The 14719-nt window shown below is 46.6% G+C and carries 14 protein-coding genes; all 14 read right to left on the bottom strand.

All coding sequences use genetic code 11. The features are described 5' to 3' along the window. Positions 1-95: 95 nt before the first annotated feature. The gene (locus NE619_RS06605) at positions 96-1853 is read right to left on the bottom strand and encodes a sigma-54 interaction domain-containing protein (protein ID WP_256131599.1); all 1758 of its coding nucleotides are present in this window, start codon (positions 1851-1853) and stop codon (positions 96-98) included. Positions 1854-1998: 145 nt separating this feature from the next. Next, entirely contained in the window at positions 1999-3225 is a 1227-nt protein-coding gene (locus tag NE619_RS06600; RefSeq protein ID WP_256131598.1) for an ABC transporter permease, read from the bottom strand. Beyond that, on the bottom strand, positions 3212-4102 hold the full coding sequence (locus NE619_RS06595) for an ABC transporter ATP-binding protein (RefSeq protein ID WP_256131597.1): 891 nt from the start codon (positions 4100-4102) through the stop codon (positions 3212-3214). The genes NE619_RS06600 and NE619_RS06595 overlap by 14 nt, the downstream gene beginning before the upstream one ends. Continuing rightward, positions 4093-4848, bottom strand: a complete 756-nt coding sequence (locus NE619_RS06590) for a hypothetical protein (protein WP_256131596.1) — start codon at positions 4846-4848, stop codon at positions 4093-4095. The genes NE619_RS06595 and NE619_RS06590 overlap by 10 nt, the downstream gene beginning before the upstream one ends. Next, complete coding sequence (locus NE619_RS06585; RefSeq protein WP_256131595.1) at positions 4845-5363, bottom strand: RNA polymerase sigma factor; 519 nt, start codon at positions 5361-5363, stop codon at positions 4845-4847. Before NE619_RS06585 ends, NE619_RS06590 begins: the two co-directional genes overlap by 4 nt. A gap of 522 nt (positions 5364-5885) precedes the next feature. Beyond that, complete coding sequence (locus NE619_RS06580; RefSeq protein ID WP_256131594.1) at positions 5886-6845, bottom strand: Rpn family recombination-promoting nuclease/putative transposase; 960 nt, start codon at positions 6843-6845, stop codon at positions 5886-5888. A 17-nt stretch (positions 6846-6862) separates the two neighbouring features. Beyond that, the gene (locus NE619_RS06575) at positions 6863-7042 is read right to left on the bottom strand and encodes a MarR family transcriptional regulator (RefSeq protein ID WP_256131593.1); all 180 of its coding nucleotides are present in this window, start codon (positions 7040-7042) and stop codon (positions 6863-6865) included. A 306-nt stretch (positions 7043-7348) separates the two neighbouring features. Continuing rightward, a complete protein-coding gene (locus NE619_RS06570) occupies positions 7349-7504 on the bottom strand; it encodes a helix-turn-helix domain-containing protein (RefSeq protein WP_256131592.1) in 156 nt (51 codons plus the stop codon). Positions 7505-8061: 557 nt separating this feature from the next. Next, entirely contained in the window at positions 8062-10551 is a 2490-nt protein-coding gene (locus NE619_RS06565; protein ID WP_256131591.1) for an ABC transporter permease, read from the bottom strand. Then, positions 10538-11233 carry an ABC transporter ATP-binding protein gene (locus NE619_RS06560; protein WP_256131590.1) on the bottom strand — a complete coding sequence of 232 codons (696 nt, stop codon included), beginning with the start codon at positions 11231-11233 and terminating at the stop codon, positions 10538-10540. Before NE619_RS06560 ends, NE619_RS06565 begins: the two co-directional genes overlap by 14 nt. Before the next feature lie 104 nt (positions 11234-11337). Next, on the bottom strand, positions 11338-12261 hold the full coding sequence (locus tag NE619_RS06555; protein ID WP_256131589.1) for a sensor histidine kinase: 924 nt from the start codon (positions 12259-12261) through the stop codon (positions 11338-11340). Then, positions 12249-12917 carry a response regulator transcription factor gene (locus NE619_RS06550; RefSeq protein ID WP_256131588.1) on the bottom strand — a complete coding sequence of 223 codons (669 nt, stop codon included), beginning with the start codon at positions 12915-12917 and terminating at the stop codon, positions 12249-12251. Before NE619_RS06550 ends, NE619_RS06555 begins: the two co-directional genes overlap by 13 nt. Before the next feature lie 48 nt (positions 12918-12965). Next, positions 12966-13721 carry a TraX family protein gene (locus NE619_RS06545; RefSeq protein WP_256131587.1) on the bottom strand — a complete coding sequence of 252 codons (756 nt, stop codon included), beginning with the start codon at positions 13719-13721 and terminating at the stop codon, positions 12966-12968. 21 nt (positions 13722-13742) lie between these two features. Beyond that, entirely contained in the window at positions 13743-14381 is a 639-nt protein-coding gene (locus NE619_RS06540) for a helix-turn-helix domain-containing protein (protein ID WP_256131586.1), read from the bottom strand. Positions 14382-14719 lie beyond the last annotated feature (338 nt).

Genomic DNA, 14719 nt, shown 5'->3' with positions numbered 1-14719 from the left:
TCAACCTTAAAAAAAATATGGCGCAAAAGGGGTACGGATGGATGTCCCATTTCATTACTAAATTTAAGAATTAGTTATTAAATTTAGTAATAGAGTCAACAGCGTACGCTCTGATCAGACTCGATTCCCAGCTCTTTCATTTTTCTATATAAAGAGGATTCGCTGATACCTAAAACAGCCGCCGCCCTTTGCTTTCCTTCCCGGCTCATTCCTGTGGTTTTCAGACATTCCATTATAATCAGTCTTTGTGCCCGCTCTGTCTGTTCCTTCAGGGTTGCCTTCGGTTCGATCAATCGCTCATTCTTTTTGCTGCGGATTCTGTCCGGAAGATTGCTCAATTGAATCTTATGACCCTGTTCCATATTCACTGCGTATTCAACGGCATTTTCCAGTTCCCGGACATTTCCCGGCCAATGGTAGCCCTTCAGAGCCTCCACTGCCTCCTCATCAAAACCTGTAATTTGTTTTCCAATAATGCGGTTAAACCGATTCAGCGAGTTTCGGAGCATCGGTTCAATGTCCTCCGGCCGGTCCCGCAGAGGGGGAATGTGCAGAGGAATTACGTTCAGTCGAAAATACAGATCTTCCCGGAATTCATTGCGTTCAATCATCTCCTCCAGATTCTTATTGGTAGCCGCGACGATCCGCACGTCGATTTCCAGCGGAGTGGAGCCTCCAATTCGCTCTATGACCCGGCTCTGCAGGGCCCGCAGCAGTTTGACCTGCATATGCAGCGGCATGTCCCCGATTTCATCTAAAAACAGGGTTCCATGATTCGCCAGCTCAAATTTACCCGGTCGCCCATTTTTATCGGCTCCTGTAAACGCGCCCTTTTCATATCCGAATAATTCGCTTTCCAGCAAAGCGTCCGGAATCGCCGCACAGTTAATTGCGATGAATACGTTTTCGCGGCGGCTGCTCTGCGCATGAATTGCCCTCGCGAACAGTTCTTTTCCTGTGCCGCTTTCTCCTGTGATTAAAACGGTCGAATTGCTTTCCGCCACTTGAAGCGCCCTTTCTTTCACTTTCCGCATTTCACGGCTGACGCCGAATATATCGTCAAAGGTTGTCTGGTTTTGTATGTTGGCGATATTCCCGGCGTTTACAGCCACATCCTCAAAGTCCTGAAACAGCAGCATAGTTCCGATTTCCGGAATTGGCACGATGGTGAACATCAGCCTCCGCTTCTTTTTTCCATCCTCATAGATCAGCTCTTTTTCCCTGTATTCTTTCAGCAGCCCAGGATGAAGCTCCTTTGAAGAAAACAGATCGCATATGCTGGTCCCCATCAGCTGCTGGCGCTTTTTTCGAAGCAGGGTTTCACTGGTGAAATTGCATGCAAAGATCACCCCTTCAAGGTCCACGGCAAGAAGCCCCTCCGGCATGGATTCCAAAAGCACTGCCAGTTTACTGCTGCTTTGGGATTCAATGAGTTTGCTCGCGATCAGCTCGGACATGCGCCGCAGAAAATTCAGCAGGCTTTCGTGATTTTCTTCCATCTTGCTCTGCTGCTCTTTTGTAAAGGCAACCAGGCCTATAATTCCGATGACCTGCGCTTCCACCTGTATGGGACAGGCGATTTCCGCCAATTCCTCCTCCAGCGGAGAATACGCTTTGTCCCCGGTTACGTCCATACACACATATTCCCTGCCGCTTCGAAGAATTTCACTGTAAATGTATGGGGAATCCAGATTGCCATCTTCCTCATAGGACCCGATTTTCTTAATATATCTTCCCGTTCCGCCGATTATTTTCAGATGCGCATCGACAATTTCCGATTCAATGCCGATAGCTGCGGTAATGGCATTGGCTACTTGAATAACCGTTTCCCGGATCGTTGACAGTTCTAACATGTTGCTCCCCCGACGCCTTTCTGTTTCTTCTCTTCCATGGATTCTTATATTTAATAAAATACTACCCCTTATTATTATTTTTAGCAACACAGAAACGCAAATATGGAGAAAACTTTTTTAAACACACAGTACACAAAGTCGGCCTTTATTTTACCTCCGCCCGCCGATAGCTTTGATACAACACCAGTCCGATCACCAGGAACAGCGCCAGATACAGTACAAATAGAATCGGAATGGAGCCCATCACCTTTTCCCCTGCGGAGTACAAGTCAAGATTGCGGATGGTCCGGCTTATCTGCATCAGCTGATGAGGCATAATGCCTAAAACTTTTTTCAGGAAATCGCTATCCACACTATCCAGAACCGTTGGTATCAGAAACAAAATAAAGGGAACAGCCGCAGCGAGAACCGGGGATTTGGTCTTTGCGGAAATCAGCATCAGCAGCGCGGAGAAGAACAGGCAGCCCACATATCCGCCCAGCACAATCAGCAGATACTCCTGTCCGATTGTAATATTGTAAAAGATCTTCCAGCCGTCAAGGTTGGATTGAACCATGCAGTCGCTTCCGCCTGCTCCGAAAAACCACAGAACAAATCCGGTATAGAGCAGCACCATCACCCAGTAAATAACCGAAGCGATCAGCAGGGCTGCTTTCAATTTGGACAGCACCGCCTTCCTACGCCCATGATAGGATGAATAGAAAACCGAATCCGTCTTCAGCTGGCTTTCACAGGAAAAAATGCCGGACAGCAGGAAGCCGATAATAAATATGGTAAAGATCAGCAGCATCGGAGAAGAATAAAACACTTGCTCCCAGCCATCCGCATATTTATAATCCAGCGGCGTTTTCAGTTCTTTATACTGACTGACCAGAAAAGCCTTTTCCTCCTCTGTAAACCGGGCGCTCCCTGTCCCGTCAAGCCAATCCTTCAGGCTGGAAATCCTGCTGTCGTAAAATTTCTCCGCATCCTTCGGCTTTAGGGAATCCGCGGCATAGTAATCAAACTCAATAAAATCTCCGAAGGCGCAGGAGAGAAGATCCCGGATGTCTCCATAGCCCTGGGTTTTCGCATAAGCTTTGTCAAGCTCCTGCACATCGTCGGACTTTGCCTCCGGAGAAGCATTTATTTTTCGGTGCTGCCGAATCACTTTCTCCAGCTTTTCCGACGTCAGGGGGCCTTCCCATTGCTGCTTTTGCTCCCGCAGCTTCGCGATTGCCGCTCTTCCCGATTCTCCATCTCCGTTCTCATTGACATACTGGGCTTCACCGGTAGCAAAATTACACACAACGATTAAAACAATACACAACACTGCCAGCGACAATTTACTGCTGGTCTTTGCAAATACTTTCTTGATCTCATAGTAGGTCATTCTCGTCCCCCGATTTTTCTCCAAAATAATATAGGAATACATCCTCCAAGGAAGCCTCTGCCTGTACGGCCTCTGAAAATGGCCTTTTCGCTGACAGGATTCGGACTTCGACGGTGTTGCTTGCCCCTGTCTTCACGTTGGCCAGTTTGTACCGCTTCTGCAGGGCAGGCACCAGCTTTTTATCCGCTTTGCAAATCCATACCTTCTCCGGCATGGAGGAAATGATTTGCTCCGCCGTCCCCGTATGTTCAATGCGACCACGCTTCATTAAAAGGATCTGATTGGCAATGTAGGCCACATCGGAAACAATATGGGTGGACAGCAGCACCAGTCTTTCCTCCGACAGCTCGCTGATCAGATTACGAAAGCGGATTCTTTCGTTGGGATCGAGCCCCGCGGTTGGTTCGTCCAGGACAAGGATTTTGGGATTGTTGAGCATTGCCTGGGCAATTCCCACCCTCCTTTTCATGCCTCCGGACAGCTTTTTCATTTTTTTACCCGCTGTTTTCGCAAGGCCCACTTTCGTCAGCAAGTCTTCCACCCGTTTTTTCGCCGTCGCCGGACGCAGTCCTTTAATCGATGAAACGTACAGCAAGTAGTCCCGCGCCGTAAAGTCCGGATAATAACCAAAATCCTGGGGCAGATAGCCCAGCAGTTTTCGGTACTGCCCGTCCATGGAAAAAACATCTTCTCCGTCGCAAGTTATTTTTCCGCCGGTCGGTTTGATGAGGGTGCAGAGCATCCGCATCAGGGTTGTCTTTCCCGCGCCGTTTTCTCCCAGTAACCCGTATACACCATTGCGCATCGTATAGTTGATGTGGTCCACAGCTGTAAACCCCTGAAATTCTTTTGTTAAATTCTCTAATTTTAATTCCATGCCTGTTGTTCCTCCCAATAATTATCGCATGTGTTCAAAGTCCGGTGTATGATCCTGCACAGGCAGAAAACCGCCGCTACCAGCAGTGCTAACCAGATCGGCGGTGCGACCGCTGTGTATATATTGTCGTTGGATACAATCAAATTCCACGCTGCGCCCCAAACCACACACAGTACCACCGCAACCGTTTCGTCCCCATGCTTTCTGCTGCACAGCGTCTGAAAACAAATGCAGGCGGTTACGCTCATCGGAAGTACGAACTGCGTCATCAGTTCAGCAAGTGTCACTCTGAACGTAACCGAAGCAATGCCGAAAAAAACACTGATCAACAGAGCATCCAAAAATGCGAATAAAATCAGTCGTGCCGCGTACACCTGTCTCAGCGAATAAAAAGCTGCGCCTTCCACTTCCAGAGAGCAGGAGGTTTTGTTTTTCCAAAACTCCGGAATGATCAGGATGACAAACAGCGGAGCGGCCACGCCCAGTTCCTCCCGGATATCACCAGGTTCCCCCTTCCAGATAACCAGCGCCCAGATTCCGGCCAGCAGCAACAATTGCAGAACCCACCATTTTTTAGGAATAAACTTTGACTGCTGCCACAAGAACTCCCAATAAGATACCATTCGCCCCTGATCGTTTTCATAAAAGGCCGATTTTGAGCTTCTGACAGCAGCTGCGATTTTCTCTTCTCTGGGCGCAATCTGTTCCGCAGCTTTATATAAGTTCAATTGCTTTTCAATATTCATACCGATTCCTCCTCTCGAAACAATTCTTCCAACTGCGCTTTCGCCCTCTTTATCCGGTATTTTACCAGAGGGAGGCCGATCTGCAGGATGCCCGCGATATCTTTTAGCTTCATATCGTGAAAATAGTATAGGATCACCACTTCCCTTAATTCAGTGGGAAGCCTGCCAAGAGCCCATTCTACAAACAGCTTGTTCTGAACCTCCTGACTCTGGTTCACTTCCGGTTCAGGCAGCTGATCCATCGGTATCTCCGCCGCCTTTTTGTAATGATCCCGGCAGAGGTTGGCAGCTATGGTATATAAATAATTCTTTGCTTTTCCCAAATGCCGGTATGTGTCAAGATGCTGAAAGAAGCGCACAAAGGTTTCCTGCGTCAGATCTTCCGCCCACTCCCTGTCTTTGCAGTGATGACTGCAATAGTTCAGAATATCCGGGTAGTAGCCGCGTACAAAAATGTCGATGGCATCCTCGTCACCCTGCTTCATTTTTCGTATTAAAAGAAAATCCGCGTCCACTAGCCCCTCCTTTCCATTTGTAATGATCAAAACGTTTTTCCCATTCTAACAAGTATAACGAATCGGCTCACGAAAAAGATAGTCCTCATGCAAAATTTTTACGGCCGGCAGTCCGGCAGCCTGCGTCCGTCCCCGCCCGAAATCAATAAATATCAAACAGATTCCGGGGAAAGCGAAAAAACGATAGTCCCGCCTGGATTTCCATCGGGGAATGAGGGCAAATATCAAAGCATCCGATTCCTTAAAGGATAATTGATACTTTTAGGAAAAAACTTTGTAAGACCTTCGTAAAAGTATCAAATTAGCGAAAGAGACTGCTCCTCATTGATATTCAGCCGTTTCTATCTACCCGAACCCCTCTGAAATTATCAAAATCCCGTCACTTCCCTACAACTATTGATATTGGGTAGCTAAGATCCGATGTAACCAAGATTCCAGTCCGCTGATTCACATCGCTGATGCGGCTTGAAGACAATAAAATATCACCTGGCAACTCAGGTGATATTTTATTGCAAGCTAATTTTATTTTCCTACTTCCTCAATATGTTCGCAAATCTGCGTTTCATTCCAAGTGGGATGTTCTGTGGCAGCCTTGAAAATCTTCCTGATCATTTCCGGCTCCTCCAACAGATCTTCTGCGATCTTTTCTGCGGACTGCCCCTTGCTTGCCTTTCTCTGAACCAGTGTGATCAGTTTGAGCATTTCGCCCTTTTCCAATCCTTGCTTTACTCCTTTTTCAATGCCTTCTGCTTTGCCACGCTCATAGCCATCCTCTTCCCGAATGGCCTCACACTCTTCTCTGCTCAGCTCCTCGAATAAAAAACTCACCATATCACCACCGTTCCTTTTCAGAAAATCCCGCAGGACGTTATGGTCCATGCAGTACTTTACGCTTTCACGGATCGCGGCGGTCAAATCTCCGCTTTTTTTGTACCGGACACGGATATCGTGCATGAACTGACTGTACTCCCGCAACGTCTCGCATCTCTGCAAAAGCTTCGCGCCTTTTTCGTAGTTCACGTTGATCACCCTCACCACCGCTTCTAAGGCTATTTTACCACATTTCTCGACGAATGAATCGGAAAGTTTCAGTTCCTGTTCCAGGGGCAAATCCTCCGTTCCGTTGTAAAAGACGTACAGCTCCGGGGTTGGAATGGGAACTGGACGTCTGCTGTAGATGCCGCGGGAAAAGAGCAGGCGTTCGTATTCCTTGGCTATGTAGCACAGCATTCGCAGAGGCATGTTGGGGTTGATGGTGGACTGGTGCTCGATCAATATGATCAGCCGATTGTTTATGACAAAGGCCAGGTCGTTTTTCAGACCGCCGAATATGGAGTCTTCCAGCGTAATGATTTCGACCGGCGTTTCTTTGGGATAGTTGCTGCCGGAGACGGCGTTATAGAGTTCGATGAGTTTTTCTTTGTCGTTGAACAGGACTCGAAAGAGACCATCCTTGTAATTTCGTTTCGCGGTTTGTGCCATAAGTTCCCCCTTTTAATTTAATCTTTTCCTTCATTAACTTTCCAATAGCCTGTTTTCTTTGATCCAACACGTTCAATCATACCTTCCGCTTGAAGTTCTTTCATCATTCGCTGAACACAGGTGCGGGAGATTCCCATTTCACTTTGAATTCCTGCTTGTGTAATGTTGGGCATTTGTTTTATCACGTCAATTAACACTTTTCTCTCCTGAAGAAATTATTCTCTTTTTGAAGCTTTATTTTGGACGGCTTTATTTTTTGAAGCTTTAAAAGGACAATTAGACTCCCACTATATTCCGCACTATCCAAAGCATCTACTTGCCCGCCGCTTTTATCCAAACCGTTCCATCTGGTGCAAAACAATCGCGAACATCTGACGGGTGATTTGTCGGCAAGCAAAGCCCCTGCATTTGTCAGTCTACCATCTGCATCCGTTATCCCAAAAGACTCAAAACTCTTCTCTGACATACTATCGGCATTCCATTCCTTAAACCGCTCCCTCAACTTAGAAAATGAATAATCCGTAAAAAATCAGGACACCTCCGCTGCCATTGGCAAATGCACTGATGCTTTTCAGCCAGCTTTTTGGTTTCTTCATCTCCACTGCCTGCTTTTTGTCATATTCAGCAGCTTCTCCAAACACTTCGGTTATATTTAACATCCCATTCCTTTCTATCAGGTAATACGGGGATAGCTATCTGCCCGTTGCCCTTAATCGCCCATACGCAAAAGCCCAGTCACTGCGAGCACTGCCTGCAACTATACGCACATTTATGTAATTTATTTACATGTAATATTTTACCATATTACACATTCCGGTGTCAATCATAATTGATCGGGATTGTCCAAGACCCTATAAAAAGCTCAAATACAAAACAGACTCCGTGAAAATCGAAAAAACGATAGTTTTGCCTGAATTTCCATTGGAAAATAAGGGAAAGTATCAATATATACAATCACTTAAAGGCCAATTGACACTTTCAGAAAAAAACGCTGTAAAATTTTCGTAAAACTATCAAACTGGCGAAATATAATGCGCCCCATTGATATTCCGCCACTTTTCCCTTCCCGATCCCCTCATCCGTATCTCTGTTGCGCCTCCAAGGCAATAAAATATCACCTGGCAGCCCAGATGATATTTTATTGATATCCAAGTCTATTTTCCCGCGTCCCGAACATGCTCCTAATCCTGCTTTTCAGGCCAATTCGGATACCCGGCTATTCCACCCCGCGTATTCGTTCCACAACCGCTTTCTTCCCAACCAGCAGCCGGTAAGCCAGCAGCGGAACGATCACACAAATCGCAGTCACAACCAAAACCATAGCCAGAACCGGAAGTGCCGGAACAGCAAAAGCAATATCCATATAGTTCATACTCTGATAGATCAGATAGGTTACGCCAAGGCCAATGGTTCCGGTCAGCAGCAGGGAGACCGCCGCATAAAGCAGACCTTCCGCCACCAGCATTTTCCTGATCTGCCGATCGGTCATTCCCACACTTTCCATGATCGCCAGCTCCACCTTCCGGTTTTGGATATTTCCCGAAACCGTATTGATGTAGTTCATAATGCCGATCAGTGCCAGCAGCACGGTGATTCCAATGCCGATTCCCATCATATTGTTCTGGGCCTTTTCCGTAGCCTTCATTTCCTCAAGCTTGGAGTCGTAAGAAAAATCTTTGGCATAGGGGCTGGCCTCCATTGCCGCCATTACTTCTGACTCCGCCGTCTCATCGTATTCCTCCTGATAATGCACCGCCAGTTTTAAGATATACGGCTCCTCAATAATCGTTTTCATAAAGGCCTCGCTGACAATGATCGTAGGCGTGACCCCCGGAAGGGCGTAGTAAGTATCATCTGTCGCACCTGCGATTTCAAGGGAGTATGGCTTATCCGGCCGCTCCTTCAAAGCGCAGGTCAATTCCTGCTTTTTCAGCGTCTTCTCATCAAACTCCAGATCGCTTCCATAAAGGATACAGGCTTTGCCCGCAAGAAAATCCTTTTTATTCACCGGGGTTTTGAGGGTACTGTTCAGATATTCGAATTCTCCCTGATCGATTCCGATCATATTGGAATAATATTTTTCCGGGTGTTTTTTATAATCCTCTTTCACTTCATCATAAGTTTCATTCATCCACATTTCATACATCTTCTCCATCCAGGAATCGACGAAGCCCTGCTTCCAGGGGACAACGATTCTGGCGGTAAACATGGGGTGAAACTCTCTAATTTCCTCTTCCTCCGAAAGCCGGGAGAAAAAATCCCGGTCAAAGAGCTGCTTCCACTGACTCTGGTCCTCCTTCCACATGGTATCATTTTTTATCACCATATCGGTGTCCATATAGCCGGAAACAATGGTTCTCGGTCCCTGGCTGGCAATCAGGGTAGCCAGGCACAAAAACACCGACAGCGTAGCGGTAAGAGACAATACCACGACCAAAGTTTTCTTTTTGTCCCTGGTCAGCTGCTCCTGCGCCAACCTTCGGATCAGCCGGCCTCTTCCGGTTTTGTGGGATCTCTTTGCCCCCGCCTGACTGCGGTAGCCCATTGCTTCCACCGGAGAAATTTCCGTTGCGATTCGAACCGGTTTCCTGCTTCCCAGATAAATGGTCACTGCCGCTAAGAAAATGACCGCCAGCAGAATCGCCGGGTGGAAGAAAACGCTGATCTGCGTCTGCCGGATGCCCAGAGTTTTGACCACAGCCGGTATGATAACAAACGAAGCCGCCGCCCCTAAAATCAAGCCGCTGCCGATTCCTGCCGCTCCCACAAAGAGCATCTGCTTTTTTATCAGTCGGCGGATCTGCCTGCCCGACATACCGACGGTCTGAAGCAGGCCGTAATAGCGGATGTTTCCTGAAATGGACAGGTATAAGATATTGTAGATCAGCAGATACGCGCTGAGACAGGTTATCAGAATCAGACCCGCCATACCCGCCAGAAGCTGCATGGACCAGGCTGCGTCCGAGGTGAAAATCAAATGCTGCTTTTTACTCAAATTGAGGCTGGATTCCAGTTCCTTTTGTGTTTTCCCGGTCACCAGAAAGGATTTGAATTTGAGATATAAAAAGCTCCTGCCGGAATCGGTAAACTTAAATCCGGACTGCTGGAAAAAGGATTGAGACACATAAAAAACCTCCTGATCTCCGTATCCATCCCGAATTCCCGATAGAGTGAACCGTTTCGTATGGCTGCCCAGGTTATCCGTGTAAGTCAGTTTAAAAGAATCACCGATATTAAGATGCTCAAGTCCGCAGTCCTCCAGAGCCTTCTTTGTCGCCATCACCTCATCGTCTTTTTGCGGGTAACGGCCTTTCACCTGCTTTACCGCCGGCGCCATCATTTTATTCCATCGCGTATCATCGGCCCATATAAATATCGTGTGCAGTGTATCGTCTAACTCACTCTTTTCCGCCCAGCCCGCCATACCTTCAACGCACACAGTCTCAATCTTCGTATTTTTATCACACACTCTCTTTTGTTCTTCTGTAAATCCGCCATAAATATATGCGTCAAAATCCGCCCCCGAAAGGCGGATATCCTGCTGCCGCTGCATTTTGAAAAATGTTCCCCCAACGGTCAGGACGCTGAAAAGCATAAAGGAAGCCAGTAAAACGGCGATCACCATCATCAGGTTTTTGCGCTTATTGCTGACGAGCGAGCGTTTCGCCATTCTGGTAATGACCTTGCGGTTGTTATTGGCAAGCATGGCTGTCACGCTCCTTCACAATCCGTCCGTCTTCAATGCGTACGATCCGGTCCGCCAGCTGAGCGATATCCTGATCGTGAGTAATCAGCACAATCGTCTGGCGGAATTTTTTCGCCACCACTTGCAGCAGCCCCAACACATCGTGGCTGGTGGCGGTATCCAGATTCCCCGTCGGCTCGTCCGCCAGAATGATCGCCGGCTTTGCGGCTATGGCTCTGGCAATGGCCACTCGCTGTTGCTGTCCTCCCGACAGGGTGCTGGGAAGCGCTTCCCGCTTTTCTTCCAGTTTTAGCAGCCGCAGAAGTCCATCGACAAATTTATGGTCAATGCGCGCTCCGTCCAGTTCAATGGGTAGCACTACGTTTTCATATACATTCAGATCCGGGACCAGATTATAGCTCTGAAACACAAAACCCACTTTCCTCCTCCGAAAAACCGCCAGCTGTTCCTTATTCATTTTGGAAAGCTGCCTGCCGTCCACGAAAACTTCTCCATCCGTTGGCGTATCCAGCCCGCCGATCATGTGGAGCAGCGTACTCTTACCGCTGCCTGATTTCCCTATAATCGCTACAAATTCCCCTTCCCGGACCGAAAAATCCACTCCGTCCAGGGCTTTTACCGTATTAACGCCCAGTTTGTAATATTTTTTCAATGCCTGGGTCTTTACAATCCATGTGTCCATGTTCTGGTTCTCCTTTCTTCGATACCACAAGCATAGCTCATAAAAATCACAAACCGCTCACAGCCTAAAAGTTTCACGAAACTGTGACTATCGTCCGCAAAACTCTACTCGTTTGGAAGAAAGACGCGAAAGGCAGAGCCCTTTCCCAGCTCCGACTGAACTTCTATATAGCCTTTCTGTAGGGTGATGATTTCCCTCGCCAAATAGAGTCCCACTCCGATGCCTTCCTGATCGTGGACCTCTGGCTCCCGGTAAAAGCGTTTGAAAATAGACCCTTGCCGTTCGGGAGCAATGCCTTTGCCCGTATCTTCTACGCAAATTTCCGTAAAAAACTCTCGAACAGATACCCGCACATGGATGGTTCCGCCATCCGGGGTGTATTTGACCGCGTTATCCAGGATGTTGAACAGCGCTTCTTCGGTCCATTTTTTATCGTGGTTCACCTGAACATCTTCGCCGCAGTCCACGTACAGCCGAATTTCCTTTTTCTCCGCCGCAGGTACGATGAATGCCACCGCAGACGCCAGAGTCTCGTAAAGACAGGCCGGCTGCTGGCGAATTTCAATGATCCCCGTTTCCAGACGGGACATTTTCACCATGCTCTGAAACAGAAAATCCAGCTTTTCCGTCTGGCCGGCCATCTTTTGCATCAGCTCTCTCCGCTTTTCTTCGCCTGTATCCTCATTTTCCGCAATTTCCAGATACAGCCTCAGATTGGCAATAGGCGTTTTGGTCTGGTGGGAAATGTCGGAAATCAGTTCTTTCATCTGCTCCTTTTCCCTGCGGTTTTCCTCGCTCCGCTTCCTGTTTATGTGACTCACCCGCAGCAGCTTTTCATAGATTTTATCCCACAGCGCATCCCTGGGTTTGTCGGTATTCTCCAGCTCTTTGCCGGAAATCAATTCATCCAGACATTCTTCCAGACGATCGGAAAACTGATAGATGTCCCGTTCCATGCGCTTCATTTTCAGATAAAAAACCGTTGCCGCTGCCGCCAGGCAAATTGTTGTGATGATTAATCCAACCATTGATACCCCATCCCATATACGTTTGAAATATATTTATGTCCGTCCTTTTCGATCTTTTTTCTCAGCCGGTTTACGTTGACGGCCAGCGCGTGCTTATCCACAAACTGCCCGCCGCAGTCCCAGAGGCGTTCCAGCAGCTGGGAGTAAGTCAGCAGCTGCCCGGCGTGCTCGGTAAAAAGCCGCAGCATGCGGAATTCCGTAGGCGTGATCGGACAGTCTTCTCCTGCCACTTGCGCCGATGCCCGGTCAAAATCAAGTTTCAGAAACCCATCGTCAAAAACAGCCCTCTGCACGCTTACAGAGCGTTTGAGGATTACGCTTATTTTTTTCAGGAGAATGTGGACGGAAAAAGGCTTGGTGATGTAATCGTCCGCACCCAGCTCATAACCTTGCAGCGCGTCTTCCTCCAGGTCCCTGGCCGTGAGAAAGATAACCGGCACTTCCTGCCGCTCCTTGATCCACTGGCAAAATTCAAATCCTTCACCGTCTGGCAGGTTCACGTCCAGCAGAATCAGGTCAGCCTTTTCTCTGCCGCAGATTTCTTTGGCCTCTTCCATGGAAAAGGCGGACAATATGCCGTATCCTTCCTTTTCCAGGGCGTAAGCCAGCCCCTGATTCAATTCTCTGTCGTCTTCTATAATTAGTATAGTTTCCATAAGTCACCTCTGTTTTCTACCGCACCGGGATACAAAAAAGCAAATCTGTTACAGTAATGGAATGATAATCTGTGATGTTATTATAAACAAAATCAGTAAATGGGCGGGATAAAAAATATAAAAGAAGTATTTCATCCTGATTCCACGTTTCCCATTGTACAAGCTAATCGGTATTAGTGCGCATAAAGCAGTTAAAAAGTAAGGGTTAAGCATTCCTTTTATGGTAAAATCCAATCCGCAGCCATACATAATCAAGGCTGCCGTTATATATTTTATGAAAGGTTTATCACGAAGTAAGTAAAAAGCAACCATTAGCAAAACCCCATAATAACTGCCGTCCAGCATACACTTATAGGCCAGGAAAGCGCCTGCGGCCGTGAGAATACAAGCAGCCGGAATGTTATTGTTTAATTTTTTTATCGCTGCCAATATGACTAACCCCAGCAACAATGTGAACAGAACATTTTGTGCCTCACTGCTGATGAACTGCCCTCGAAAAGCCAAGTCATAGACAGGCTCAGAAACGATTGCAAATATCCCCAGATTCAGCATATATTTTTTCAAATTGTGCGTGTGCAGAAACCCTTCCACCAATAAAAAGCAGAAGATGGGGAAAGCCAGGCGCCCGATGATATGACATACATCCAATAGTGATAGCAGCATGGAAAACGCTTTATCCGTAAAGGCGGAATAAGGGGCGTTTAATATGATCCCATTTTTTAAAACAATTTGTCCTGCGTGGTCGATCAGCATGGATACAACTGCTAATAGCTTTAACGTACTCCCTGTAAAATATTTTTTCATTGTTTGACAGCTGATGATTTTCTAGTTTTTGATTTCAAGATGATAGCCAAGGCTTATCACATTTTCTGTATATTCATCAGCAACGATTTGAATACTATAAGAGCCCTTTTCAAAATACAAGGTCTGTTTGTCCTTTAAAGTCTGACCGTCAAGCTGATAATAAATTTGTTTCTTCTTATCCGTAATGAAAACATGCAATTCGCCATCATCCGTTTCAGCCTTTAGCACTATGTCCAAGTGGTCGCTCTTGGGTACAGTGAAGTATCCCTCGGCAACATTCAGCGCAGGTTCACTCGTTTGATACGTTTTATCGTTTGACATGGTAAGATTTACGGAAGCGTCGGCCTGAACTTTCAAGTATATCCCCAAAACAACCGCTCCAAAAATTACAATTAAAAGAATTATCAACACTAAAAGTTTATGGTTCTTCTTTTTTTCCGAATCAATCTTTTTAACAAAGGAGCCATCTTGTTTCAATAATTCATCAATTGAAATTTGAAAATGCTCACTGATTTTTACAACCATCTCCAAGTCGGGATAGCTTTTTTCGTTCTCCCAATTGGAAACCGTTTGTCTGGAAACTTTTAATAAATTCGCAAACTCATCTTGACTTAGTCCGCTTTGCTTGCGCAAGCGATTGATCTGTTCTCCTATATTCAAATCTGTCCTCCTTTCAAACAGCATTATCTCATTTGGAAGTTAAATAATCTATCAAACGCGCTTTACATCCTGACAAAACTGCTTGTCAAAAGGGGGCAAATGCGTTTTACATTGCTACTTACTTATTATACAGGCATAGAAAAAACACTGCAATTGGGAAGTAATCACAGTGTTGTGATAATTTTGGGGTTTGGGTTGGGGATGCGGTTGTCTTTATTTTTGTGAGAATGAGGGTTTGTTTATTTATTATTAAGGTTTGAAATCAATGGGCTGTTGGGTGTAAGGATAATATATAGTTATCAACGATACTAATCATTTTTAAGGGGATTGATTATGGC

Origin of the sequence: Anaerovorax odorimutans, assembly GCF_024459955.1 — a bacterium.
Lineage (GTDB): Bacteria > Bacillota > Clostridia > Peptostreptococcales > Anaerovoracaceae > Hominibacterium > Hominibacterium odorimutans_A.
The sequence above is the reverse complement of the archived record's forward strand: the minus strand, read 5'-3'. Positions and strand labels throughout refer to the sequence as shown.